Source organism: Dysgonomonas sp. UBA7630 (genome assembly GCF_002483985.1).
Lineage (GTDB): Bacteria > Bacteroidota > Bacteroidia > Bacteroidales > Dysgonomonadaceae > Dysgonomonas.
Window position 1 is genome coordinate 7075 of the sequence record NZ_DLIY01000036.1, and the last position, 24794, is coordinate 31868.

At 33.2% G+C, this 24794-nt stretch carries 28 protein-coding genes and 1 pseudogene; 22 read left to right on the forward strand and 7 right to left on the reverse strand.

Annotated elements, in window-relative coordinates:
* Window positions 1–798: 798 nt before the first annotated feature.
* From B3P17_RS14165 to B3P17_RS14175, 3 genes and pseudogenes are all read right to left on the reverse strand, one after another.
* Entirely contained in the window at window positions 799–981 is a 183-nt protein-coding gene (locus tag B3P17_RS14165; RefSeq protein WP_252639334.1) for a hypothetical protein, read from the reverse strand.
* A 66-nt stretch (window positions 982–1047) separates the two neighbouring features.
* A complete protein-coding gene (locus tag B3P17_RS14170; protein WP_252639372.1) occupies window positions 1048–1266 on the reverse strand; it encodes a DNA translocase FtsK in 219 nt (72 codons plus the stop codon).
* 18 nt (window positions 1267–1284) lie between these two features.
* A pseudogene (locus B3P17_RS14175) lies at window positions 1285–1659 on the reverse strand (DUF4494 domain-containing protein); the annotation flags it as partial.
* 407 nt (window positions 1660–2066) lie between these two features.
* On the opposite strand from B3P17_RS14175, the gene B3P17_RS14180 reads away from it, so the two are divergent.
* Complete coding sequence (locus tag B3P17_RS14180) at window positions 2067–2555, forward strand: hypothetical protein (protein ID WP_252639335.1); 489 nt, start codon at window positions 2067–2069, stop codon at window positions 2553–2555.
* A gap of 46 nt (window positions 2556–2601) precedes the next feature.
* Here the strand turns inward: B3P17_RS14180 and B3P17_RS14185 are convergent, their stop codons facing one another.
* The 3 genes from B3P17_RS14185 to B3P17_RS14195 form a co-directional block, all read right to left on the reverse strand.
* Entirely contained in the window at window positions 2602–3003 is a 402-nt protein-coding gene (locus B3P17_RS14185; protein WP_252639336.1) for a hypothetical protein, read from the reverse strand.
* Window positions 3004–3340: 337 nt separating this feature from the next.
* Window positions 3341–3514: a hypothetical protein gene (locus B3P17_RS14190; RefSeq protein WP_252639337.1), complete on the reverse strand. Its 174-nt coding sequence runs from the start codon at window positions 3512–3514 to the stop codon at window positions 3341–3343.
* A 65-nt stretch (window positions 3515–3579) separates the two neighbouring features.
* Window positions 3580–3966, reverse strand: a complete 387-nt coding sequence (locus tag B3P17_RS14195; RefSeq protein WP_252639338.1) for a group III truncated hemoglobin — start codon at window positions 3964–3966, stop codon at window positions 3580–3582.
* A 376-nt stretch (window positions 3967–4342) separates the two neighbouring features.
* On the opposite strand from B3P17_RS14195, the gene B3P17_RS14200 reads away from it, so the two are divergent.
* The 13 genes from B3P17_RS14200 (at window position 4343) to B3P17_RS14260 (ending at window position 14199) form a co-directional block, all read left to right on the forward strand.
* On the forward strand, window positions 4343–4603 hold the full coding sequence (locus tag B3P17_RS14200) for a hypothetical protein (protein WP_252639339.1): 261 nt from the start codon (window positions 4343–4345) through the stop codon (window positions 4601–4603).
* On the forward strand, window positions 4570–4986 hold the full coding sequence (locus B3P17_RS14205) for a hypothetical protein (protein WP_252639340.1): 417 nt from the start codon (window positions 4570–4572) through the stop codon (window positions 4984–4986). The genes B3P17_RS14200 and B3P17_RS14205 overlap by 34 nt, the downstream gene beginning before the upstream one ends.
* A gap of 6 nt (window positions 4987–4992) precedes the next feature.
* Complete coding sequence (locus B3P17_RS14210) at window positions 4993–5451, forward strand: hypothetical protein (protein ID WP_252639341.1); 459 nt, start codon at window positions 4993–4995, stop codon at window positions 5449–5451.
* A 461-nt stretch (window positions 5452–5912) separates the two neighbouring features.
* Window positions 5913–6242, forward strand: a complete 330-nt coding sequence (locus tag B3P17_RS14215) for a hypothetical protein (RefSeq protein WP_252639342.1) — start codon at window positions 5913–5915, stop codon at window positions 6240–6242.
* A 250-nt stretch (window positions 6243–6492) separates the two neighbouring features.
* On the forward strand, window positions 6493–7236 hold the full coding sequence (locus tag B3P17_RS14220; protein WP_414647343.1) for an MlaE family ABC transporter permease: 744 nt from the start codon (window positions 6493–6495) through the stop codon (window positions 7234–7236).
* The gene (locus tag B3P17_RS14225; protein ID WP_135107193.1) at window positions 7233–8006 is read left to right on the forward strand and encodes an ABC transporter ATP-binding protein; all 774 of its coding nucleotides are present in this window, start codon (window positions 7233–7235) and stop codon (window positions 8004–8006) included. Before B3P17_RS14220 ends, B3P17_RS14225 begins: the two co-directional genes overlap by 4 nt.
* Window positions 8007–8020: 14 nt before the next feature.
* Window positions 8021–8785, forward strand: a complete 765-nt coding sequence (locus tag B3P17_RS14230) for an exodeoxyribonuclease III (RefSeq protein ID WP_252639343.1) — start codon at window positions 8021–8023, stop codon at window positions 8783–8785.
* Window positions 8786–9026: 241 nt separating this feature from the next.
* Window positions 9027–9788, forward strand: a complete 762-nt coding sequence (gene sufC / locus B3P17_RS14235) for a Fe-S cluster assembly ATPase SufC (RefSeq protein ID WP_252639344.1) — start codon at window positions 9027–9029, stop codon at window positions 9786–9788.
* Complete coding sequence (gene sufD, locus B3P17_RS14240; protein ID WP_252639345.1) at window positions 9785–11125, forward strand: Fe-S cluster assembly protein SufD; 1341 nt, start codon at window positions 9785–9787, stop codon at window positions 11123–11125. Before sufC ends, sufD begins: the two co-directional genes overlap by 4 nt.
* A 70-nt stretch (window positions 11126–11195) precedes the next feature.
* The gene (locus tag B3P17_RS14245; protein ID WP_252639346.1) at window positions 11196–12410 is read left to right on the forward strand and encodes an aminotransferase class V-fold PLP-dependent enzyme; all 1215 of its coding nucleotides are present in this window, start codon (window positions 11196–11198) and stop codon (window positions 12408–12410) included.
* Window positions 12411–12503: 93 nt separating this feature from the next.
* Window positions 12504–13358, forward strand: coding sequence for an outer membrane protein assembly factor BamD (locus tag B3P17_RS14250; protein ID WP_252639347.1), 855 nt, complete (start codon window positions 12504–12506; stop codon window positions 13356–13358).
* Between the two features lie 40 nt (window positions 13359–13398).
* Window positions 13399–13731 (forward strand): DNA-directed RNA polymerase subunit omega, encoded by a 333-nt coding sequence (locus B3P17_RS14255; RefSeq protein WP_006844092.1) that lies wholly within the window; start codon window positions 13399–13401, stop codon window positions 13729–13731.
* Between the two features lie 6 nt (window positions 13732–13737).
* Window positions 13738–14199: a DUF4293 domain-containing protein gene (locus B3P17_RS14260; protein ID WP_252639348.1), complete on the forward strand. Its 462-nt coding sequence runs from the start codon at window positions 13738–13740 to the stop codon at window positions 14197–14199.
* A gap of 171 nt (window positions 14200–14370) precedes the next feature.
* On the opposite strand, the gene B3P17_RS14265 is transcribed toward B3P17_RS14260, so the two are convergent.
* Entirely contained in the window at window positions 14371–15027 is a 657-nt protein-coding gene (locus B3P17_RS14265) for a carbonic anhydrase (protein ID WP_006844090.1), read from the reverse strand.
* 464 nt (window positions 15028–15491) lie between these two features.
* On the opposite strand from B3P17_RS14265, the gene B3P17_RS14270 reads away from it, so the two are divergent.
* The 8 genes from B3P17_RS14270 (at window position 15492) to B3P17_RS14305 (ending at window position 24788) form a co-directional block, all read left to right on the forward strand.
* Window positions 15492–16286: a hypothetical protein gene (locus B3P17_RS14270; protein ID WP_252639349.1), complete on the forward strand. Its 795-nt coding sequence runs from the start codon at window positions 15492–15494 to the stop codon at window positions 16284–16286.
* Between the two features lie 89 nt (window positions 16287–16375).
* Window positions 16376–17668, forward strand: a complete 1293-nt coding sequence (locus B3P17_RS14275) for a M6 family metalloprotease domain-containing protein (RefSeq protein ID WP_252639350.1) — start codon at window positions 16376–16378, stop codon at window positions 17666–17668.
* 64 nt (window positions 17669–17732) lie between these two features.
* Complete coding sequence (locus B3P17_RS14280; RefSeq protein WP_252639351.1) at window positions 17733–18806, forward strand: hypothetical protein; 1074 nt, start codon at window positions 17733–17735, stop codon at window positions 18804–18806.
* A 502-nt stretch (window positions 18807–19308) separates the two neighbouring features.
* On the forward strand, window positions 19309–19665 hold the full coding sequence (locus B3P17_RS14285; RefSeq protein WP_291105974.1) for a LytR/AlgR family response regulator transcription factor: 357 nt from the start codon (window positions 19309–19311) through the stop codon (window positions 19663–19665).
* 311 nt (window positions 19666–19976) lie between these two features.
* Entirely contained in the window at window positions 19977–20843 is an 867-nt protein-coding gene (locus tag B3P17_RS14290) for a KAP family NTPase (protein ID WP_252639353.1), read from the forward strand.
* 48 nt (window positions 20844–20891) lie between these two features.
* Window positions 20892–21839, forward strand: coding sequence for a hypothetical protein (locus B3P17_RS14295; protein ID WP_252639354.1), 948 nt, complete (start codon window positions 20892–20894; stop codon window positions 21837–21839).
* Window positions 21840–22386: 547 nt separating this feature from the next.
* Window positions 22387–23292 carry a hypothetical protein gene (locus B3P17_RS14300; protein WP_291105976.1) on the forward strand — a complete coding sequence of 302 codons (906 nt, stop codon included), beginning with the start codon at window positions 22387–22389 and terminating at the stop codon, window positions 23290–23292.
* Entirely contained in the window at window positions 23286–24788 is a 1503-nt protein-coding gene (locus tag B3P17_RS14305) for an Eco57I restriction-modification methylase domain-containing protein (RefSeq protein WP_291105978.1), read from the forward strand. Before B3P17_RS14300 ends, B3P17_RS14305 begins: the two co-directional genes overlap by 7 nt.
* Window positions 24789–24794 lie beyond the last annotated feature (6 nt).

The window sequence follows — 24794 nt, forward strand, 5'->3', positions numbered from 1 at the left end:
CCACAGCCACAGCCACAGCCACAGCCACAGCCACAGCCGCAGCCTCCATATTATTTGAAACGATAGCCAATTAGAATAGATGTTTATGAAAAATTTGATCAATATTATTATTAAAATAGGTGATTATTTTAAATTTCCTATTATTATTCTGGTTATATGCTTATATCTTTTTGAAGATATTTTAAATAATTTTAGATATATTAATATTATTAGATATATAGGATTATTTATTGTTTTATTAGGAATTATTAGTGGAATATTAGAATTCATAAATAATGGAAAGAAAAAAAGTTAAGAATATATTGATGTATTCAGATTATATTATTACATATTTATTCTATATCTACTTATCTATCTATTTATTTATAAGGTTAGATAAAATATCTATATATTTTAATTATATACTGATTTTACTATTAGGTATCCATTTAGGTTATAGATATATGATATGGGTAAGTGAATATTTAAAGAAATAACTTCCTTGCTCGCACAGGTACCAATCTGTGCGTTGCGTATCAATAAAGAAAATCCGTACAGCGATTAAACTGTACGGATTTTTTACCTCGTTCTTTCGTATTTGCAATCTGAAGATTAAAAGTAAAAATGTTTAATTTTCTATAAATAAATCCTGCCGATATACCATTGGCGGGATTATTATTCTATCCTCCTAATTTCAAACTCAATATACTCCTTTCCTTTCTTTACAATTTCGGTTTCCACAATAGCCTTACGGATTAGCTTATCGTTAAAACCGTATTTCTTGCTTAAGATGTCTTGAGTCGGTTTTACCGGGTTGTCCTAATCCGAAAGGGAGTTGCTAAATCCGAATCTGAAATGAATTTCATAAGGAGGTTCGGGTATCTTTATTTTAGGAAGAAGCCAAAGTAAGGTATTCTCGTATTGCTTATATTTTTCTGTCTTATATCGTTTACCTTGCCATACTTCGTTTACTGAGAGAGGCTTCATGTCGATGCGTACCATTTTATATTTAAAATATAAGGACGATCAACAAAAGCTTCTTTCAATTACAAATTCTCTTTGCTTGTTTTAAGTCATACCAACAGCATTATAGATAACCTCTCTTGGTGATGCTCCATTGAAAGAGCCAACAACTCCTTTGCGCTCCAATTCGTCCATTAATCGTTCAGCGCGATTATAACCGATAGAAAATTGTCGTTGCAGCATGGAGGTTGTTGCTGTGTTTTTTTCGATAACTAAGGCTTTGCATTGTTCGAATAATGGATCTTCATATTCATCCTTAAACATATCTGGTTTTTGTATCGGCTTTTCGACTTTTGTACGGTCATAAGGAAATATATCCGTGATTGCTGTCTCTGATAAACTTGCTATTTCATAGTCAGCAAGAGTACCCGACATACCTTTTTCGACAACTTCCAAAGCTTCTTTTAAAGAACTAGCCTGTGCTAACATTGTATCTGCCGTTTTCTTTTCCGAGCCACTTTTCTCGTCCAGAGTAACGAAATATATCTTTGCTTTGAAGTAGCGATCGCCATTCTCATTCAGAAACATTTCCGATAGTCTGGCTCGTTTAATATCGGAGATTGTAAACACACCACTGATATAGGGTCTTATTTCTTCTATTATTCGGGATTCCGCTTCTGTAAAAGAAAGGGTATCAACTAAATATGATTCAGTCACTAGGAAGGCGCTTACAATTAATGTTGTAGGTGCTTTTTTGTTTGTGGAAGGTCTGGTTTTAGGTTGTTGCGTAAGCAAAGTTAAACCGAGAGTTAAACCAGTTTAACCTATGAATATAACAGTTAATGTGATGTTCTATAAATCAAAAACTTTATCAAGTGAGGAGCCTCATATTAGGATGGACTTGAAATGCTCATGATGATACACCAGATATTATGACAATACTAGCTGAATTCTTTGAATCGATAGCTGAAAATATTAAAAGCGATTGAAATGTATCTGGAATATTTAGTTGGTAAGAATGAAGTAGTTTATAAATTGTTAAGGAGTTGTAATTTTTGTTTTTTTATTTCACTTGGATTTTGTCTGTTTATATTTTTAGCTTTTAATCTTTAATTTATATAATTATGAAACCAATATTATTTATGGCAATATCCTTAATATTGTCCTTAGGAGCCTCCTCCTGCAAGAAGCAACAGCCATCCAATCAAATCTCAGAAAGTAAGGACTCAATTACTTCCGCTATTTCTGATAATGCAGTTCAAGAAATTAAAATTTTAGACCCGAATAATATCATCGTGAAAAATGAAGGAAAATATCCTTTAGAGATTAAAATTTTTGAAGACAATTCATTTAATGAAAGGGTGAAGGATATAACCGGCTCTGAATATGATGCTATTATTAAGAATTTTAATGTTGAAACTCCAATAGTATCAGAGAGTGGTATTTATAAATTTTCTGGATGCAAACAACATGATTGCCCTAGTTTTCAAACTATAATTTATTACGATGCTAAAACGGATAACATAAATGTAATTATCAACAAAAATGATAAAGTTTCATCTTTTAGTGAAAAAGGAAAAATTGATATCTCAGAAACACTCAGTAAAAAATAAGATATCAAACAATATTAAAAAATCCGAACAGAATTGCTCGGATTTTTTATTTCGGTTTAATAAAAATAGCATCTCCGTTTGATCTTAGTTCGTATACATAATACTTTCTTTTATAATACCCCTCCCTAATAAATCTTATTTCGATAGCATCTTTTTTTACTTGAATACCGTCAATATTTTCATACTTAAAAATGTCGAGACATATTCCACCCAATAAATATTTACCTTCAATAATATCTAAAGGGATATTATTTTCTAATATATCAATTAAGGTTTGAGAATCTGGAAACTCTTCCTCATTTGAAGCAGCTATTGAATATATCTGTTTAGAGGTATCTATTCCTATTGCAAAAGGATAAAACTCTCCTGCTTCTTTCAAGAAAATAGCTGCTAATTTCTTTATCTCTTCGCAGATTAATTCTTCGTACTTGTCGTTCTGTGATTCCATAGTTAGACTTTTTTTACAAAGAAAATAAAAAACAATTTCATTTATATATTAATAAAGCAAGTTCTTAAACTTAAAATAAAACCAATCTAAATACTTTTATTTCTGTCAAGGACAAAAAGCTAGTGTCTTGTGACGAATAAGAAAGGCAACCGTTATGGTTACCTTTTGTTTTATTACTCCGGAAGTTTTCCTTTCCTGATTAATGATGCTCTATAGCGAAGAATACTTATTGTAGAGAATATTAAGTCTGATTGTATAAATAGATGTTCTTCTGTAAAATTTGAAAAATTAAATTACATTTATCAGAAAAGTAACACCATGTCCCCAAAAGCATGACTTAAAACATTATAATTAGTTTCCAATTTATATTTCTGTTCTCATGCATAGGCATTCTATTTCCTCGAGATATAGACATTGTAACGGTTTCAGCTATTCCCATAGCTCTCCATACTCCACTCTTAGGACATTTATCACCTGTTCGGGCTGTCATACCCAGACGTGGTTTCATCATAATTGTTTTCTATTTAATTTATAAAATGCAAATATAGAGATTATTTTCTATACAATATTTGCATGTTATTTATTTGCCTTGTTGCGTATATACGCTAATTTATCTTGGAATATATCAGCTATCTTATATGCACGGTTTTTGGCCTCATTGGCAATTGGCCCAACGAAAAGACTATCCACAGTCTCTGTGAAAAGGGCTAGCCATCGGTCAAAATGCTCTTTACTTATAGGTAATTGTGCGTGTGGAGGAAATGGGAATCCGGTATATGTCTTCTCTCCTAATAATATTCCTTGCCAGAAGGAGTATAATTTAGCAAGATGTTCCGGCCAATGATTTTGTATTTTGTCATTGAAGATGGGGCCAATCAAATTATCTTTTCTGACCTTTCCATAAAAAATATCAACCATTTTTTTTATGTCTTTAATATCTTCTATATCTTTAGTTGGTGTCATATCTATTTCTCTTTAATAAAAACAAAATGTTTTCATCAAAGATAGGTATTTATTCCAAATTCTATTTTATAAATGTTTTGACGTATTCTTTGAGGGGGGGAGGTAACTATATTTATTAATCTTCAGATTTTGATAATATTTGAATAAGAAGTATTGATCGGAAGGGATTTGTATTCATTCAAAATAGTGAATCTAGACAATATTATCATTGGCCGGATTATTTATCTATAATGATCTTAAGGGAATAAACAGGTTGACAGAAAAATATATAAATAGCTGTTACTTTTATCACCTTTTTCACTAAGTTTGTTATTAGCTATAGAGATAGCCAATCGTTGACGGAGGATATATAGAAGGAGGGGTGTATCATTACTATATGACTGACCACTTGGGTAACAACCGTGTAGTGGTAAATGCCAGTGGAACGGTAACCCAAAGAAACCATTACTATCCCTTCGGAACAGCTTTTGCCGAAAACAGTGTAGATGAACAGAAGAAGCAGCCGTATAGCCTCCTAAACATGTTGAATATAAAAGAGGAGATAATAGATTTTATGTGTTTAGGTATGGAACACCGACTTCGATTTATAATAAAGGTACAAGATTGGGAAATCCTAAAAGTATTAATGAAGCTTTAAGTAAAGAAAGCCCAGCATGGAAAAAAGCCATGGAAAAAGGAGAACCGGTGACCTTATATTTATATACATGCAATTCAGCAACAGAAGGAGATTTTGTTTCAGGTAGCGGAGAAAATGTCCATATAAGAAAGGGTACGAATAATCCCATAGCGAAACAAATATCAAAAGAGTATCCAAATGTTATTGTTGTTGGCTTTGATGGACAATATGTATATGAAGTGGAATCTGGAGAAACAACAGGAGTTTTAAATGAAGATGGGGGCATTGTCATTTATAAGAATGGAAAAGAAATAGCGAAAATACCATATCCTGAAAAGTTTACAAAAGTAGAAAAAGAAAAAATAGAAGAAGAAAAAAAGAAGAAGAAAGAAAAATCAAAATAAAAGTCTATGAAATTGTATTTTATTATTATAACATTATCATTTTTATTAGTTTCATGTAATGAAAAGGAAAAAATATCAGCTTCTGATTTTCCAAAAATGAGTGATAAAGATCATATTGACTTGATAGATAAAGCTATAAATTTAAATGATACAAATGCATATTTAAAGCTGACGCAATATCATGGAATATATGGGAACATGGATGAAATTCTATTTGTTGCTTTAGAGATGGCAAATAAGAATCGTTATTCACAAGCGTATTATGATGTCTACTGGATTTTGACTCACTTTGAGGGTTATAATTGGATTGAAAAATCAGATAGTAAAACTAAATGCTTAGCATTATACTACTTATTGAAATCATATGAATCAAATTTAGAAAATAGTAAATATGATATAGAAAAAATATTTTCAGATACTATTCCTAAGTCAACTTGTTATTTGATAGAAATGTCAAAAGAATAATTTATCGTCCCTTCGGATTTGCTCGAAGATTAATAGTAATCAGTATATTTATTTGATATAAACTAATCCTGCCTATGATAATATAGGCAGGATTATATATCTATACCAGACTTAAAGGGAGAAAAAAGGTGACAGAGAAATATATGCAAAAAGCTGTTACTTTTACATATGCTTCGCTCCTATGACCGTTGGTTGTCACTTTTTTCATTAAGTTTGTTCTTGGCTATAGAGATGCTCAGCCCGAGTGTAAAAGATCAGATCAAGTGATGTCTTCATCATATTGGTATATCATTGTTGGTATAAACTATGCCAAAGATATGTGTTATTTTAATGGGAAAATCCATGTCGGTTCGTAGTAGAATATATTCTATTGAACTGATTCATAGTTCATCTACTTTTTTCTGAAAATTCTTTAGAATCAAAAACTAAATTCATATTTACTTAAAACATTAAATACATATATGAAATTTATATCTTATTTATTTATAATGTGTTTATTTTTGTCTTGTAATATTAGTAGTAGAAAAGAATATACTATAGATGTTATAAATTCAAGTTATGATGGACAAATAATAAAAAAACATATTGATAACTGGAATCATGCGGCTAAGATGATCCAAGTCCATACAATTAATAATGATACTTTAAATATAACAGTAGATTTTTATCCTGATTCATGGAATTTTGTAAATGTGGGTGACTCTATTATAAAAAAATATGGTAAAGGGAGTATCGAAATTAAGAGGAAAACAGGAGGACGAAGAGAATTTTTTTTATATATTCCAAATTAAGAAATATCCTTTTCTTCGTCCCTTCGGATTTGCAATCCGAAGATCAATAATGTAAGGATTTATAATCCACTATAAATCAAATTTGCCAGTGTTATTATTGATAGGCTTGATTTCCTATAACTCATAAGATAAGTGAAAATTTTTCAAAAAATGTTCTCTTAATACATTCCATTCGATTCAAATCTGAGAATTATACAAAAAAATGTATCTTTGTTCATGTTTATAAATCTCTGAAAAAACAAATATGTTTATAATTTCTCTTTTAGATAAACTTGGACACTATGCTCTCCTCATGCAAAAGGTTTGCACAAGACCTCAGAAATGGAGTGTTTTTCTTCGTCAGTATCTTGCCGAAATAAGCAAATTAGGAGTAAACTCTATTTGGATTGTGATAATAATCTCTTTTTTCATCGGTGCTGTTATTGTGGTTCAGATAAAGTTGAATATTGATTCTCCGTTCATGCCACGTTATACGGTCGGTTATGTATCTAGAGAGATTCTTATCTTGGAATTCTCGTCGACGATTATGTGTCTTATCTTGGCAGGAAAGGTCGGATCTAACATCGCATCCGAAATAGGAACGATGCAAGTTACAGAACAAATAGATGCATTGGAAATAATGGGCGTAAATTCTGCCAATTATATCATTTTGCCTAAAGTAATCGCTCTGATGACTTTCATCCCGGTACTTGTAGTTCTTAGTATGTTTTTTGGTGTAATAGGCGGATATGCAGTCTGTATAATAGGGCAAGTGATGCCTGCTGATACCTTTCAGTATGGACTTCAATTCTATTTCAAAGAATTTTATGTATGGTATGCTATTGTTAAAACTATAATATTCGCTTTCATTATGTCAACTGTGGCCTCTTATTATGGCTACTCAGCACGGGGCGGATCGTTGGATGTGGGCAAAGCTAGTACCGATTCGGTAGTTATGGGTAGTATTCTTATTCTTGTTTCAGACTTGCTGATCACACAATTGATGATGTCATGATAGAAGTAAAGAACTTATATAAGTCATTTGATGAACGAGACGTCCTGAAGGATATAAATATTCTTTTCGAAGCAGGGAAAACCAATCTTATTATTGGACGAAGCGGTTCGGGAAAAACGGTTCTTCTTAAAAATCTCGTAGGCTTGATGCGCCCTTCAAGCGGGCAAATATTATATGACGGACGTGATCTTACAAAAATGAGCCTCGGTGAGATGAAAGATTTGCGTCAAGAGATGGGGATGATTTTTCAAGGATCGGCCTTATTTGACTCCATGACTGTTTTCGAAAATGTCAATTTCCCCTTAATGATGTTCTCCTCAATGACCAAAATAGAGCAGGAGAAACGAACTAAATTCTGTCTGGAAAGGGTAAATCTTGGAGATGCAGGTCACCTATATCCATCAGAGATTAGTGGAGGTATGATGAAGCGTTCAGCCATAGCTCGTGCCATAGCTCTCAACCCAAAATATTTGTTTTGCGACGAGCCGAACTCCGGACTTGACCCTCAAACATCTCTCGTTATAGATGATTTGATACATGATATCACAAAAGAGTATGATATTACGACCGTTATCAACACTCACGATATGAACTCGGTAATGGGTATTGGCGAACGAATCAATTTTATCAAAGAGGGTGAACTCGAGTGGCAAGGTTCAAGCAAAGACGTGATATCTTCTACAAATGAAGATTTTAATGATTTTGTTTTTGCCTCCGACTTATTTAAGAAAGTTAAAGCTGCCGAAAACGAAGGTATCAAGTTGACTTAATCCATTTTAATTAAATGAAAGTAATATCATATAATGTAAACGGCATACGTGCCGCTGTAAATAAAGGTCTTTATCAATGGCTTGAACAAGAGTCGCCTGATATTTTATGCTTGCAGGAAATAAAGGCTACGGAAGATCAGATCGATGTATTGACTATTCAATCATTGGGGTATAATTACTATTTTCATCCTGCCGAAAAAAAAGGATATAGCGGAGTTGGTATCTTGACCAAACGTATCCCTGATTTGGTGAAAATAGGAATGGGGATTCCTGAATATGATAGAGAAGGGCGTGTATTGCGTGCCGATTATGGGGATGTCACTGTGATTTGTGTTTATATACCCTCTGGTACAATGGGGGATATTCGTCAGGATATAAAAATGAAATTTTTGGCCGATTTTACACATTTTATAAACAATCTACGTAAAGAAAGACCCGAACTCATTATCTGCGGAGATTATAATATCTGTCATAAACCTATCGATATAAACCACCCTGAACGTCATACCAAAAGCTCCGGCTTTTTACCTGAAGAACGTCAATGGTTTGATGAGTTTATCGATACAGGACTTATTGATACTTTTCGTGTGTATGATCAAAGTCCGGAGAAGTATAGTTGGTGGAGCTATAGGGCAGGAGCCAGAGGTAAAAATTTAGGGTGGCGTATAGATTATCATATTATTACCGAAGAAGCCCGCCCACGACTTAATAATGCTGCAATTCTGAGTGAAATAAACTTTTCTGACCATTGTCCCGTTGTAGTAGAAATGAGTTTCTAGGGACAAAAACCTTACTCATTTGAAATACGGGAACTATTAGTTTGTTAAATAGTTTAATTTATTAGAAAAGAAACATTATAGATTTAATAAATAACTAATAGCCTGTTAAAAACGGGCTATTTTTGTGTTTTATTTACTATTTTTGCATTCGAAAGCCATGGTGGCTTGAACATATATCAGATCTTAGTGTTAAATGGATAGCTGTAACTAAGATTTTTATTTTAAACAACATATAATAATAATGGCAAATTTATTAAACATAAAGAACTTACATGCCAATGTTGAAGGCAAAGAAATATTAAGGGGATTAGATCTTGTTGTAAATGAGGGAGAAATTCATGCAATAATGGGGCCTAATGGTGCCGGAAAAAGTACCCTTGCTTCGGTTTTGGTAGGTAATCCCAATTTTGAGGTGACAGAAGGTGAAGTAAATTTCAGAGAACATGATCTTTTGGAAATGGATCCCGAAGATAGAGCTCGTGAAGGGTTGTTCCTCAGTTTTCAATACCCTGTAGAAATACCGGGAGTAAGTATGACAAACTTTATGCGCGCTTCTTTAAACGAAATCCGTAAGCATAAAGGTGAGGAGCCTATCTCAGCTTCAGACTTTTTGAAAATGATGCGTGAAAAGCGAGAATTAGTTGAACTAGACAAAGACCTTGCGGGACGTTCGGTGAACGAAGGATTTTCGGGAGGAGAGAAAAAACGTAACGAGATTTTCCAAATGGCTATGTTAGAGCCGAAGTTGGCAATACTTGATGAGACAGATTCAGGGCTTGATATCGATGCTTTGCGTATTGTTGCAGCCGGTGTAAACAAGTTGAGGAGCAAGGATAATGCTACAGTGGTTATTACCCACTATCAACGGTTGCTGGACTATATCAAGCCTGACTATGTACACGTATTATACAAAGGACGTATAGTAAAAAGCGCAGGAGCTGAATTGGCTCTGGAATTGGAAGAAAGAGGATACGATTGGATTATTAAAGATTTTGAAGAATGATAGAAAATCAATATATAGACATATTTACCCAGTATAGAGATAAGATTGATACAAAGTCTTTATCAGGGATGAATGGTCTTCGAGATAAAGCACTAAATATTTTTAAAGATCAGGGATTCCCTACCAAGAAAATGGAGGATTATCTCTATCTGGACGTTGCAGCGGAATTTTTACCTGACTTTGCTCTCAACATTAACAGGTTGCCATTCACAGGGAACCCATACGTTGCCTTTAGGTGTGAAATTCCAAATTTGACCACAAATCTTTACTTTGTTCTCAACGATATATTTCATGAAGAACATAAGCCAAAGGTAAATTATCCGAGCGGGGTATTTGTTGGTAGTTTCAAGCATTTTGCAGAAGAAAAGCCCGAGGTGTTTTCTAAATATTATGGGCAGATAGCAGAGATGGATAAAAACGGAATTGTCGCATTCAATACAATGTTTGCTCAAGATGGTTTTGTTATTTATGTACCTAAGGGTGTTGTTGTAGAAGAGCCTATTCAGCTGATTAATATATTGAAGAGCGAATTTAATAGTCTTGTCAATCGCCGTATTCTGATTATAGCCGAGGATGATGCTCAGGTGAAATTACTTATTTGTGATCATACAGTGGATGAGTCTCAGTTTTTAGCAACACAGGTTACCGAAATCTTCGCCGGACGTAATGCTCTTGTCGATTATTACGACTTGGAAGAAAACTCAGATAAAGTTACTCGTTTGACAAATACATTTGTTCATCAGCTCGAAGCATCAAATGTATTGATCAATAATATGACTTTCAATACGGGCGTTAGCCGTAATAACTATAATGTAAAACTATCCGGACAGCATGCTGAAGCTTATGTCTGTGGTATGGTTATAGCGGATAAGCATCAGTATGTAGACAATTTTGCTTTTCTCGATCATCTTGTACCGCACTGCACGAGTACGCAGTTGTTCAAGTATGTGTTGCAAGATGAAGCTACAGGCGCTTTTTGTGGACGTATACGGGTTGAAAAAGATGCACAGAAAACTTTGGCATATCAGTCGAATAATAACTTGTGTATTTCTCCAAATGCTCACATGTATTCTAAGCCACAGTTGGAGATTTATGCCGATGATGTGAAATGCTCACACGGATTAACTACAGGACAGTTAGATGAAGAGGCTTTATTTTATCTTCGCTCTCGTGGTCTATCTAAGGAATCTGCTCGTTTGATGCTAATGCAAGCTTTTGCTGCGGGAGTATTGGAACATGTTCGTATCGATCGCCTGAAAGAAAGACTTCTGGATTTGGTCGAAAAACGTTTCAAGGGAGAATCTGCTCGTTGCGGAAATTGTGCAGTATGTAAATGATAAATGAAACATAGTTTTTGGTTGCAGAATGTCATTGTACTGCTAACTGCTGACTATTGACAGTAAAAAAATGAATATAGAAGAAATAAGATCAGATTTTCCTATTCTATCTACTACGGTTTATGGTAAACCTCTTATTTATCTGGATAATGGGGCTACTACCGAAAAACCAAAATGTGTGGTAGAGGAAATGACTAAAATATATTACACCACGAACGCTAATGTGCATCGTGGTGTACATTATTTAAGCCAGCAAGCTACAGATCTGGCTGAAGAATCGAGAGTGGTGGTGCAACAATTCATCAACTCTAAACATAGCCACGAGATTATTTTTACAAGAGGCACTACAGAGTCGATAAATCTTGTTGCTCATAGTTTTTGCCGCCAATTTTGCAATGAGGGTGACGAAATTATTATTTCGGCAATGGAACATCATGCCAATATTGTATCGTGGCAATTGCAAGAGCCAATACGAGGAATCAAGCTTAAAGTAATTCCTATCAACGATAAGGGGGAATTGATGTTGGACGAAATGGAGAAACTTATTTCACCAAAAACACGTCTGATATCGGTTACACATGTCTCTAATGTATTGGGCACTGTAAATCCTGTTGATCAAATAACAGAAATTGCTCACAAACATAATATTCCTGTGCTGATAGATGCAGCTCAGTCGGTTCAGCATATGGCGCTGGATGTACAAAAGCTGGACTGTGATTTTCTTGTTTTCTCAGGACATAAGGTTTATGGCCCGAATGGAGTAGGTGTCTTGTATGGTAAAGAAAAATGGCTCAATCAGATGCCGCCTTATCAGGGTGGGGGTGAAATGATAAAAACGGTTTCCTTTAAAGGGACTACATTCAACGAGTTACCATTTAAATTTGAGGCCGGAACCCCTGATTATCCGGGTGTGATAGCGTTGGCCACAGCATTGAAATACATAAAAAATATTGGGCTTGACTCAATAAAAGCATACGAAGATGAGTTATTAAGATATTGTACTGATGAATTACTGAAAATAGAAGGTTTGCGAATATATGGAACTTCGGATAAGAAAAGTAGCGTAATCTCGTTTTTGGTAGATAATATTCATCATTATGATATGGGAATGCTTTTAGATAAAATGGGAATAGCCGTTCGTACAGGTCATCACTGCGCTCAACCTCTTATGGATGAGTTGGGTGTGGACGGTACAGTGAGAGCATCATTGGCATTCTACAATACAAAAGAAGAGATTGATCAGTTGGTAATGGGAGTGAAAAAGGTTGCTTCGATGTTTCGCTAAACTGATCGTGAATCTCAAAAAAATATAATTGTAAAAGTTTATTTTTAAATTATAAAAGCTTTGTGTAAATTTGCAAACTAATTTTTGAGTAGAATGAAGATACGAATCCTGTGTACCTTATTATTAGCAATGCTGCTTGCATCATGCGGCGAATATAATAAAATATTGAAAAGCCGTGATGCCGAGTTAAAGTATGAATATGCTAAGAAATACTTCGATCAAAAGAAATATGGAAGAACAATCACCTTGCTAGATGAGATTTTATCTGCATATACAGGGTCTTCCAAAGAGCAGGAAATATTGTATCTGTTGGCCCAGTCCTATTTCTATGATAAAGATTATACAACAGCTACTCAATATTATACCCGATATTATAATAAATTTCCGAAGGGCGAATTTACCGAGTTGGCACGATTTAACTCTGCTTACGGATTGTATCTCGATTCTCCGGATGCCAGGTTAGACCAAACAAGTACCTATAAAGGAATTCAGGAATTTCAAAACTTTTTGGAATATTTTCCTCAAAGCGAAAAGGCTCCCGAAGCTCAGGATCTGATGTTTAAACTTCAAGAGAAGTTAGCATACAAAGAGTTTCTTGCCGCACGCTTATATTACAACTTGGGACTTTATAATAGAGAAAATTATTATGAATCTTGCGTAGTAACTGCACGTGAGGCTCTAAAATCTTATCCTTTTTCTGAATTTACAGAAGAATTCCAGATTTTGATTGTTAGAGCGAGATTTGAACAAGCCGTTTACAGTGTTGAAGAAAAGAAGCCTGTACGTTACAGGGATTTAATGGACGAACACTTCAATTATAAAAACATGTTTCCTAATGGTAAGTACACTAAAGAAAGTGAACGTTACTATCGTGCAGCGTTAAAAGCATTAGGTCAGGAAGTAGATGATGCAACAAACGAAGCTGTTCAACAAGAGCTGAAGAAATAAATAATCGAAAAAAACAATATAATTATATTTTAAAATCATTATGGATTATAGAAAAACAAATGCAGCAAGCAATACGATTACCAGAGATATGATGTCTTTGTCTGAAGACACCGGTAATGTATATGAAACTGTTAGAATTATCGCTAAGCGTTCTAACCAGATTTCTGTTGAAATGAAACAGGATTTGGATAAGAAACTACAGGAATTTGCTTCATATAACGATAATCTGGAAGAAGTTTTCGAAAACAGAGAACAAATAGAAATCTCTCGTTACTACGAAAAACTACCAAAGCCAACGCTTATCGCTGCACAGGAATATACAGAAGGTAAACTTTATTACAGAAATCCTAGTAAGGATAAAGATAATTTCTAATATAGAATGATACAGCGTATACAGTCGATTTTTCTCCTTCTTACAACGATATTGATGGGGGCTACTTTTGTGATTCCATCGCTTGAAATAACGAGTGAAGGTCTTAAATTTTCAAGTATATTGTTTAATTCTTTGGGAATATTTGACAACTCAATATCTTATCATGCTTGGGGAGCGGCTATCTTTTGTGCTCTATCCGCGATCGTAGCTTTTCTAAATATATTTCTGTATAATAAAAGAAAGTTACAAATAAAATTGGGATTATTTACGGCTTTGTTGATAGCTATATATTATGTGACTGCCGCGTTTTATGTAAATGCATTCTTAGATAAGATTACTTCAGGATATTCCTTAAATATTCAACTTGGAATTATTTTCCCTGTATTAGCACTGATCTTTGATTTACTTGCTGTTTCACGTATAAAGAAAGACGAAAAGCTTGTGAAATCTTTAGACCGCATACGATAAGCTGTCACATTAATTTGAAGTAAGCATACATATTCGTTTTTGATATTATTTAATATCAATTGCGGATATAAGTAATATAAGAGACATTTACACCCTTTTTCCTAAAAGCCCCTTAAAGGATATTTAAATAGGAAAAAGGGTGTAATGATATTATAAATGAAGTGAAATTCTTCAATCTTCAGTATTGCCTGTAATATCATAAATCTCTTTAATCTTATCAAGCTCGCCGTCCATATCGAAGTAAAGATCATGGAGTTGGGCATCCTTGATATCAAATACCCATCCGGCAACCTTAGGATATCCTTTTTCGTAATAAGACTTTTGAACTTCGCCCATTTTGATTATGTTGCGGCATTGTTCATATGTATTAAGTTCTACAAGTCGCCTATGTCTGGCTCCGATATCATTAATAGCAGCCAGTTCCTCTTTATGTAGATGGTAGACGTCTCGTATACTTCGCAGCCAAGGGTTAAGTATCCCATAGTCCGACTTTTTCATTGCCGCTTCTATCCCTCCACAACCATAGTGACCACAAACAATAATAAATTTAACTTTCAGGTATTCGACTCCGTAGTTGATAACGGAAAGAGCACTTAGGTCAGTGGCTATAACCATGTTTGCGATATTACGATGGATAAAAACCTCTCCTGGCTTTAATCCCATAACCTGATTGGGGTGTACCCTGCTATCAGAACATCCGATATATAGAAAATCAGGATGTTGGTCAGCTGCTAATAACTTAAATAATCCGGGATTGTCTATCTTATTTTTTTCTATCCATTTGTTATTAGCCTCAAATATTCGATTATATTTTTCTTGATCAGACATGTATTCTTTTTTAGTTTGTACCCAAAGATAATATTTATTATTTTAAAGTTGTTCAAAGATATTCGAAGAGCTACAGAGTAGGGAATGTTTATAATACCCTTTAATTATACTTCGGTATGATTCGCATAGCCAAAGTCGATAGAGTTTAATCTATGTAAATCTCATAAATTCCGAAACTTTTAAATCTAAACATTGTTGCAGTGTTCTACACTATAACTCATTTTTTATTCATGCCTATTATCTATCCGTTTATTAGGTAAATCCGTTATTCATCAATATTATTTTTCATTTGGATAAAAGCTACTATACGTTTGTGGTATAATAAATACAGATACTGACAAATTTAATCCTTAATAGGATAGGAGATTATAGTATAAAGAACTGATGATTAGAAACTAAAACAATGATATGCTTCGGCATATTTATAAGTCCTTATTTATTACTAATTTAAAATCTGAAGAATTATGTCAATAATCAAAGATGCAATCAAAAGTTTTGATGCCACGGATGCAAAATTCGAAGAGCAGAAAGAAGCTGTAAAAGCTTTGGAACAGTTGGGAAGTGCGAAAGCCGATATTTTTATCAGGGATATTGAGAAAAGCCTATTGACTGCCGGTGAAGAAAAAAGTAACAAGACGGTACCTATCACATATATGGTAGGGAGTAAAAAAGAAGTTCGTGCGTTTTCGTCGAGTGAAGCTGGAAATATAGGCAATGTAGTTACTTCCAGCCTCACCGCATTTCTGAGTGGTGATAAGCAGAATATAATCAATGGGATTGGTAATCTAGCCAGCAGTGCTCTTAATATTTTTTTAGGGGAGGGAGAAGCGTCGTCAGATACGATCGAAATGTATTATGTAGCTACTGATGGATTATCTCCGGTAAGGGTCGATATGAAGGCTTGGTATCAAGGTGTAATGGCTAAATCCATTACAACAAGAATGGAACGTGTAGTTGCCGTAGTAGCTACTAAATCTGTAATTGATGTTAATCGCATCGATCTAGGCACTTTCCTTTATCTGTACCAAGGACAATTTGATGCCAGTAAAATGACGATGAAAGAATTATCAGCGGCAATCGAAGCTGCCGCCGATGTTTACAATACGTTTGTAGAACGCTCTGTGAAAAAAGGAACTCTCAGCCAACAAAGAGCAAATACGCCTGAGGACGATAAGGAAGCTTATTTGCAAACATTAGGTAAACCAACCAAGGCTGAAGATATCCCAATCAAATTTGAGGATAATAGACCAACCAATTAACCTCAAAGAAGGAATAAATCGGCGAATCCTCTTTTATCTTTTTTATAGAAAGAAAAAGATAGAAGAGGATTTATAAAAACAATTCTATTATGTTTAAAATTTACAGTCTTTTCATTGCTTTATTGATGTCCATTGGATTGGCTCATGAAATACCAGTCTGTTATGATGATAGTATATATCCTGTAACATCTCTGAAAGCACAGAAGATAAATTCAATAGGCGAATTTCACGGATTAGTTATACTTGTCGAATTTTCTGATACTCATTTTACTATACCCGCACCTAAGGATAGTTTTAGCTCTCTGTTAAATGCTGAAGGTTATAATTATCAGGGAGCTAAAGGGAGTGTAAGAGATTATTTTATTACTAATTCAGACAGCCTGTTTTTTCCCAATTTTAATGTTATAGGACCTATTCGGTTACCAAAACCGATGGCATATTATGGTCAAAACGGTGATAATCAAGAAGAAATTCGTGCGGCAGAAATGGTAATTGAAGCTTGTAAACGAGCTTCAACCGAGATTGATTTTTCTAAATACGACAGTAACAATGATGCTCTGGTAGATATGGTATATATATTTTTTGCTTCGTATTGTGAGAATGAAAATCCAAACAAGAGGGAATATATATGGGCACATGCCGGAAATATTGTAGATTCATGTTTGACTATATCCAATAAAACTATAGGACGCTATGCATGTTCATCCGAGTACATCGGAAAGGATCATGATCCAGATCCTCTAATGGCCACTATTGGTACTTTTTGTCATGAATTTAGCCATGTACTTGGGCTACCCGATTTTTATAACACATCGTCAGGTAGTGGTCTCACTTTAGGAAGTATGAGTATTATGGATAGAGGTAACTATCTCGATAAGGGGCGTTGTCCTGCGGGATATTCGGCTTTTGAAAGAGAATATGTGCAATGGATGAATATTCCTGTTCTTGAACCGATTGATACGATTGTTTCTATAAAGTTAAATCCGGTAAGCTCTTACTCGTCCGCAACACGCATATTATGTGCTTTTAAGATCGCAATACCTGATACGAAAGAATATTTTTATTTTGAGAATCGTCAGGCTGAAGGATGGGATCGATATTTACCTGGAACAGGACTATTGATTTATCATGTAGATATGTCCGATGAAGATGCGTGGGATATGAATATGGTTAATACGAAGTCTTCCCATCCCTATTATCAACTGATACGTTCAGGGTTCTATTCTATGATAGATTACACATGTATTCCTTTTCCAGGACAAGATAATAAGACAATGTTTTTGCCTCCCCTTATATGGGATGGGAGAAACGCAGATTTTGAATTGCAAGATATTAAAGAAGAAGAAAATTGTATAGAGTTGAACCTTATTTGGAAGAAGTAAGATATATAAGAATCAGAAAAGCCAAGTAATATTAAAGAATTATTAATCATTAAAAGTTAAGCTTATGTCAATTCGTCCATTAACTAAAACGACAGCTGATGCCTTATGTACAATAATTACAATAGGCTTCATTGAAGATCAAGCACAAATTAGAAATGTAGATGAGGGTCTATGTACAGATTTCGAGTATGAATTGAGTGGAAATCAACAGCAGCAACAGGAGGTTATACGAGAACATGAAGAATTCCGTCAGTTAATATTAAGAGATGCTGGAGTTAATGTAAAATTTATTCCAACGGTTCCAGCTCGTAATCAGCCTTATATTTTAGCAAAACCACTCAATCAGGATCAAATACATGATACGACCATTATTGATGCATATGATCAAACAGAAGGATTTTGGAACGCTATGGAGGCCGATGCAAGTATAACTAAACCTCGTGGTGCATACATCGGCGGATTTATACGTACCGGTGGCTTTAATATAATAGGACCTTCCATGCTCTCTATTTACAGACCGTCGTACAGAATGAATGTCACCGATGATGTTTATCAAGAATATGACGGGATCGCAGTAGAAGTTATGAATGCTTCGAACAGCGTTGCTAGAGCACAAAGAGCGCAGCCAGCTAATATTATTTATGTTCCGAGCGAGCTAACACCTCGGGGAGGGATGCAGAGAGATCATCTTTTTGGTTGTGTTCATGGCATGATACAAGCAATGCTATCATATCCAAATCTTGAAAATGAACAAGCCCATATCGAGTATTCTCTGGGACCGGGAACAACAAAGGTGGCTTCATGTATACCATGTAGTATCTTTATGAGTGCAAATGGAATGCCGGCCACAGCTACTCATTTGGGACGAGGTGACTTTTGGAATTTTCCTCAGGACGTAAATCTAAATGATGATATGCGAGTAAGATGGCGTAGGAAAATTTCGACATACTTCTTTAGGGGGTATAAAGCTCTTGGGGAAAGAATGAACTCTAATCCAAATTTGCAAATTTTCAGAAATGTTGAAGATCATGGGCTAGGTGGGGACCCTTTTAATGAGGAAACGCTATCTCAGCTTTATCTCGAAGCTTTGACTTTTCCTGATAAATTTACAACAAAAATCATTAATACATTACGATAATATTTTTATAATAGAGTCTTAAGGGGTATAATTTATTTTGAGACTAATAATAATGTAATGTGAACATGTGGCATCGGTTGTAATAGAAGTAGCCCTCATGTCAAATTATTGACTCTTACTTCAAATACAACCGGTGTTTATCTATTTATCTATAGAATTATCACTCTACATTTCTTAACTTTCTTTTCTTATAGACTGTTTTTGAGAAATTTATATTTCTTTATGTTTTTAATTAACAAATGACCCCAAAAAATTGTTCTAATACTTATATTTTGTTTCGATTCTATCCAGATTTGCGTAAGTATCCATCCATGTTAATACAGTCAAAAATGATTTTTCATCTGTTTTAGATGTGTAGAATATAGTAATCAGAGAGTGTTTCTATATAATGAAACAGTGTTCTAATTGGCTGATTATGGGATAATCATTTGTAAGGATCTTTTTTGAGATCCTTTTTAAATGGTCAATATCGCTCTATTTCTTAATATAACTAATATTGATTATGAGAAATATTGACAATGAAGTTTTNNGAGTTTTATATATTATTCCTGCTTTGTTTGTACGTACTGGTAAAACTGTGAAGTATATACCTTTCGACCAGATTCTTTATCTGAAAGCCGAAGGCAGTTACACAACCGTTGTCTTTTGCAATCAAACTAAAGAACACTTATCCTCCCTAACATTAGGACAGATAGAACAAAAAATGAAATGTCCTTTTATTCCCAGAGTTCACCGTTCGTATATGGTTAACCTTAAGCAAGTAACAGGCTTGGTCGGCAATGCGATGAAGGTAGGTAAAGAAATAATTCCTATTGGCAGAAGTTATAGACACATTTTGGAAAGCTTTATTATTATATAGGTATTTCATTACGAACAAGGGAGAAAAAAGAGAGCTATAAACATATACAATGCGACCATAATATTCATCAATAGTACTATGGACTATAGTTATAAGTTCCTCCTGTAAATCTTCCTTAGAAGTAAAGATTTTATCCATTCCTTAGCGAAATATATAATTTGCAATATTCTTAGTTATTCATATTTCACCTGTAGCCAATACTCCTTCTATCATAATAATAAATATCTTGTTTTCACAAAAATAACATTTAATGAGCCAATAAATATATCTTTGGAGTATAATTTAGGAATAAGTTTTAGACATTAAAGTATATGCAAAGATTAGATTTAATAGTAGACCAATATTTAGAGTTTGAGACAGATTATGCTCTGTTAATGACAGGTGCATGGGGAACAGGCAAGACCCATTACTTCAATCAGACAATTAAACCCATAATTGAAAATAAAGGTACATTAAAGGATAAAAGTAAGAAATACAAACTTATAATAATTTCTTTATTTGGGTTGAAATCTATAGGCGAGATACAGACACAAATTCTATTATCTTCATATTCTTTATTCAAGAATCCGAAATCGAGAGCTGCAACTACTCTTTTGGGGACTTTTGCCAAAGGACTACTAAATTTCACAGGTGTCAATGCTGAGAGTATAGATACTAGTATTTGGGCGGAAGCTCTAAATCAGATTAAAGGATTTGAAAACTTAGTGATATGTTTTGATGATATTGAACGGAAAAGTCCAGAGTTAGAAATATCTCAATTTATTGGTTTTGTGAATCTTCTAATTGAGAATCATGGGACGAAAATAATTTTGATAGCAAACGAAAGTAAAATAGATAATTTTGATGATAGCAAAGAAAAAGTAATTGGCAACACAATTGAATATACTCCCGACTATGAAGATATTTTTGATAATATTATAAAAAGCATTTTTGCAAGAAACACAGCATATACAGAATTCCTTTCTTACCAAAAAGAACTTATTTTGGATATTTTCAATAAAACGACTAAAAATCTCAGAACTCTTAAATATGGATTAAATCAGTTTCTAAATATCTATTCTGAGATAGAATCCTTGTGTAATAGAGAAGAAAAACTTTTTAGGAATAGTAAGGATGAAATTTTAAAAGAGACTTTAAAATTCATATTGATAATATCAGAGGAATATCGTACAGGATAAATTTCCTTCTCAGAGAAAAAAGAATTAGATAATCTAGATTCTTATACTATGATGATGGCAAGGGAATTATATAATATGGGAAAAAAAGTAGAAGAAACAGAAGAACCAACATACTTGAGGTTAATCCATGATAAATATTACTCATTTAGTAATAATTATAAATACTTCGATTCAATTTATTCCTTTGTAACAGGAGGAGAAGCTTTTGATATTCTCAAATTAAGAAATGAGATTATAAATATATTTCGTATTAATGAAGAAGGATTAACTTTACTTCAATATGGAATCTTGAATTTGTTATCTTGGGATAAAGTTTACAAACTAGAAAATATAGAATACAAGTCGTTAACATCAAGGATGTTAGATTATGCGAACAGAGGGGGATATCAGAATCTAAGTGAATATGCAACAGTCTTTTATTATGCTCTTCGATTTAATAATATTTTCAGTTATTCTCCAGATACTTTGGTTCAGAAATTGAAAGTAGGAATTAAGAAAGCTAAAATAAAATCAGTAGATTTATCTATAAAATACCATCCTAGTAATTTTAAAAACATTAAAGAGGATGATATCTATAGGGAGCAGAAAGAAAATCTTTTCCAATTTATTCTAGACGAGAATAGAAAGCTTGAGTTGAGTTCAAAAAAAGATGAGACGAAACAATTAGAAGAAGAATGTAGAACTGATATCTCTTCATTTTGTCAAAAATTTTATTCTGAATATAGCATAAAAATACTGGAAGAATTCAGTCCTCATATTTTTTATTCAGCATACATTAAATCAAACAATGATTCTAAGCATCAAGTTTATATATTCATGGAGAGAGCATTTAATAGAGAGCCGTATTATTTATCTGATATAAAGGTTTTCTTGATAGGTTTAAAAGAGTTATTTGATAAAGGAAGGAAGCAGCACGTAAAAAAAACGCTTAGCGGACACTATTATTATGCAACAAAGAAACTCATTGAAGATAAACTTAAAGAAATAGAAAAATAAAAAAATGCGACGCATCAGATTGGGGTGTGTGCAGAATCCATTTATGGGGTGTACCCCCCTTTTTTGCCTCTAGTCCCCAAAAATGTAACTCTCTGATTGAGCTTATACAAGTGTAGAACATTAAACGCCGTGCGAATACTGTGCAAGTTTCAAAATTAGATTTAAAACAAAAACGCTAATCAATTTATTAAGAAAAGATTAGCGTTTATTCGAGTCGAAACTCTGAGGTTCCTGGCGAACGACCTATATGGTTGACAATCTGACTCTTGCATTTTTATATACTCAATTTTAGAGTCTTAATAATTCATAGGAAATCCAGTAAAATAAATGCTTTACTCTATATTGAATAATTGCGACCCTTTTTGCGACCCCCTATTTTTTGAAAACTTTTAATTTAATATGAAATAAATTTTGCCTTTAACAATATGCCAACTATTTTAGCTCATGCGAATTTGAAAAGCACTGGTTGATAACTCAGTTTCTTTTCATGGCATTCCATTGGATTTTAATTGATACATTTGCAATATCAATTAAAAATCGTTCAAAAATGGAAATAACTAAAGAAATTCGCACCTCAAAAAATGATGTTATACAATATTTTCGAGATGAGTTAGAAACTTTCATGGAGGAATTAGAAGGAGAAAACGATTATAAAAATAAAGCAAAAATACTCAATAGAGAGCTTTATAAAAGTCGGGAAGGACTTATAAAGGAAATAGAAGAAAAAGCATTGGAAGAGGAATGGTCAAATATAGAACTATTGGAATGTATTTTAATGGTTACTTATTGTAATTATGTGGTCATGCTTGAGGCAAGGAATTCTGTTTGGTCGTACGAGTATATGACATTTTCAAGGCGTATTGGTGAGCTATGGGAGCCTTTTTGTAAACTAACTTTCAAATATCCAATTAATGAGTTGGAGCTTTTTACGCCTCCTACTTTTCAAGAAATAAAAAATAAAATGCTTCCAGAATTGACAGATAAAATAAATAACCTTCCAATATCTGATGAAGACAAAGAGCAACTACTCAACTTTTATTCCGCTTTATGGGAAATGGTTAGTTGTGGAGAAATTCAGATGAATTTGGATTTACATTTCAAAATTGGAGATGAAAAGTTTGTTGTTGATTTTAAGAGTGGTTTTGGTTCAAATGAAAAAGGGAATACTAATAGATTATTATTAGTTGCTAAAATATTTCATGGTTTAAATGACAATTATAATCCTTTAATTTTTGTACGCTCTACCGAAAATAACAACTACTTTAATACATTAAAGAATAGTGGCTTATGGAGTGCTTTTTCTGGTGCAGACACTTATAATGAAATACAACGATATACTGGATATAATATTAAACAATGGATAGAAAATAATATTTCTTGGGAAGACGATTTATCCCCTGAATTTGTAAATCATTTAAGAACGAATAATTTGCTTCAATACTTAACATGGTAGAAGAAAAAAGAAAATATCAAGCTTATTACACTAACTCATCATCAATAGTAAGTTATATGGTTAACTTACTGGAACTATCTGGCTCTGAGAGAATATTAGAGCCTTGTGCGGGAGATGGAATTTTCTTAGATAAATTAATAAAAGATGTACCTAAAGCTTCAATTGATGCTTTAGAACTAAATGGACAATCTTTTAATAATTTGAAGTCTAAATACAACGACTATATTAATTTGAATATAAAAGAAACGGACTTTCTATATGATGAAGATTTAGATTTCTATTCTTCTATGGGAGGTATATATGATGCAGTAATAGCAAATCCACCTTATGGCGCATGGAGAAATACAGAGGAAAGAAAGAGCTTAAAAAAGAAATTCAACGGATTCTATTCAAAAGAAAGTTATACCTTATTTTTAGCTCATAGCATAAATTTATTGAAAGATGGCGGACGACTCTCATTTATTATGCCTGATACTTGGCTAACAGTACATATGCATAAATTAATACGAAAGAATGTTTTGACAAGTTGTTTGATTCATGAGATTTCATTATTTCCGTCTTCATTCTTTCCTGGTGTCAATTTTGGATATGCAAATCTAATGATTATATCTCTGGAGAAATCTTCAAAAAGAGAAATATGTTTAAATAATGAATTTTGCATTTATAGTGGTTTTAAATCAGTTGAAGAATTAGGAAACAATAAATTGGAACACGTTAAGCAGATTGTTTTAACTCAAAATGAAGTTCTAAAAAATGCTGATTATTCATTTGTCATTAATACAAATCAAAAAGTCCTTCATTGTATTAAAAGTAATGAGATAAAAATAGGAGATATATGTAATTGTGTTACAGGATTTTATTCAGGAAATGACAAATCATTTCTAAAAGTGATAAGTAAAGATATTAAAAACGGCAAGCGATACGATTTAGTTGATGTTGATAACGTTGAGTATAATTGTTCTGTAAACGATTTAGAGGGATTAAATACAAATAAATTGTATGTGCCAATTGTAAAAGGAGGAAATACCAAATACTGGAAATCGGATATCTGGTTTATGTCTTGGACAAAAGAAAATGTTGAACATTATAAGAAATGTAAAAAAGCACGATACCAAAATTCCAATTTTTATTTTAAAAAAGGAATAGGTATTCCAATGGTAAGTTCTTCGTCAATATCCGCAGTATTACTCGAAAATAGATTATTTGATCAGTCAATCGTTGGTGTATTTCCGACTAATGAACAATTCTTATATTATTTATTAGCCTTTTTCAATTCACCTACATGCAATATTTTAATTAGGACAATAAATTCAACGACTAATAACTCGTCAAATTATATAAAGAAGATTCCTTTTGTAGAACCATCCGAGGCTCAATTAAAAGAAATTTCCTTGAATGTAAAATCAATACTTCAAAATGTTGTTAAAAATGGAAAATTTCAAAAAGAAATTGAAGACTCTAACAATTCCATAATTCATAATATCTATGGATTTTAGAAATAA

Coding starts and splice junctions, on each gene's coding strand:
- B3P17_RS14165 (WP_252639334.1), bottom strand. CDS start 981: ATGGTACGCATCGACATGAAGCCTCTCTCAGTAAACGAAGTATGGCAA.
- B3P17_RS14170 (WP_252639372.1), bottom strand. CDS start 1,266: ATGTTTAAGGATGAATATGAAGATCCATTATTCGAACAATGCAAAGCC.
- B3P17_RS14180 (WP_252639335.1), top strand. CDS start 2,067: ATGAAACCAATATTATTTATGGCAATATCCTTAATATTGTCCTTAGGA.
- B3P17_RS14185 (WP_252639336.1), bottom strand. CDS start 3,003: ATGGAATCACAGAACGACAAGTACGAAGAATTAATCTGCGAAGAGATA.
- B3P17_RS14190 (WP_252639337.1), bottom strand. CDS start 3,514: ATGATGAAACCACGTCTGGGTATGACAGCCCGAACAGGTGATAAATGT.
- B3P17_RS14195 (WP_252639338.1), bottom strand. CDS start 3,966: ATGACACCAACTAAAGATATAGAAGATATTAAAGACATAAAAAAAATG.
- B3P17_RS14200 (WP_252639339.1), top strand. CDS start 4,343: ATGACTGACCACTTGGGTAACAACCGTGTAGTGGTAAATGCCAGTGGA.
- B3P17_RS14210 (WP_252639341.1), top strand. CDS start 4,993: ATGAAATTGTATTTTATTATTATAACATTATCATTTTTATTAGTTTCA.
- B3P17_RS14215 (WP_252639342.1), top strand. CDS start 5,913: ATGAAATTTATATCTTATTTATTTATAATGTGTTTATTTTTGTCTTGT.
- B3P17_RS14225 (WP_135107193.1), top strand. CDS start 7,233: ATGATAGAAGTAAAGAACTTATATAAGTCATTTGATGAACGAGACGTC.
- B3P17_RS14230 (WP_252639343.1), top strand. CDS start 8,021: ATGAAAGTAATATCATATAATGTAAACGGCATACGTGCCGCTGTAAAT.
- sufC (WP_252639344.1), top strand. CDS start 9,027: ATGGCAAATTTATTAAACATAAAGAACTTACATGCCAATGTTGAAGGC.
- sufD (WP_252639345.1), top strand. CDS start 9,785: ATGATAGAAAATCAATATATAGACATATTTACCCAGTATAGAGATAAG.
- B3P17_RS14245 (WP_252639346.1), top strand. CDS start 11,196: ATGAATATAGAAGAAATAAGATCAGATTTTCCTATTCTATCTACTACG.
- B3P17_RS14250 (WP_252639347.1), top strand. CDS start 12,504: ATGAAGATACGAATCCTGTGTACCTTATTATTAGCAATGCTGCTTGCA.
- B3P17_RS14255 (WP_006844092.1), top strand. CDS start 13,399: ATGGATTATAGAAAAACAAATGCAGCAAGCAATACGATTACCAGAGAT.
- B3P17_RS14260 (WP_252639348.1), top strand. CDS start 13,738: ATGATACAGCGTATACAGTCGATTTTTCTCCTTCTTACAACGATATTG.
- B3P17_RS14265 (WP_006844090.1), bottom strand. CDS start 15,027: ATGTCTGATCAAGAAAAATATAATCGAATATTTGAGGCTAATAACAAA.
- B3P17_RS14270 (WP_252639349.1), top strand. CDS start 15,492: ATGTCAATAATCAAAGATGCAATCAAAAGTTTTGATGCCACGGATGCA.
- B3P17_RS14275 (WP_252639350.1), top strand. CDS start 16,376: ATGTTTAAAATTTACAGTCTTTTCATTGCTTTATTGATGTCCATTGGA.
- B3P17_RS14280 (WP_252639351.1), top strand. CDS start 17,733: ATGTCAATTCGTCCATTAACTAAAACGACAGCTGATGCCTTATGTACA.
- B3P17_RS14290 (WP_252639353.1), top strand. CDS start 19,977: ATGCAAAGATTAGATTTAATAGTAGACCAATATTTAGAGTTTGAGACA.
- B3P17_RS14295 (WP_252639354.1), top strand. CDS start 20,892: ATGATGATGGCAAGGGAATTATATAATATGGGAAAAAAAGTAGAAGAA.
- B3P17_RS14300 (WP_291105976.1), top strand. CDS start 22,387: ATGGAAATAACTAAAGAAATTCGCACCTCAAAAAATGATGTTATACAA.
- B3P17_RS14305 (WP_291105978.1), top strand. CDS start 23,286: ATGGTAGAAGAAAAAAGAAAATATCAAGCTTATTACACTAACTCATCA.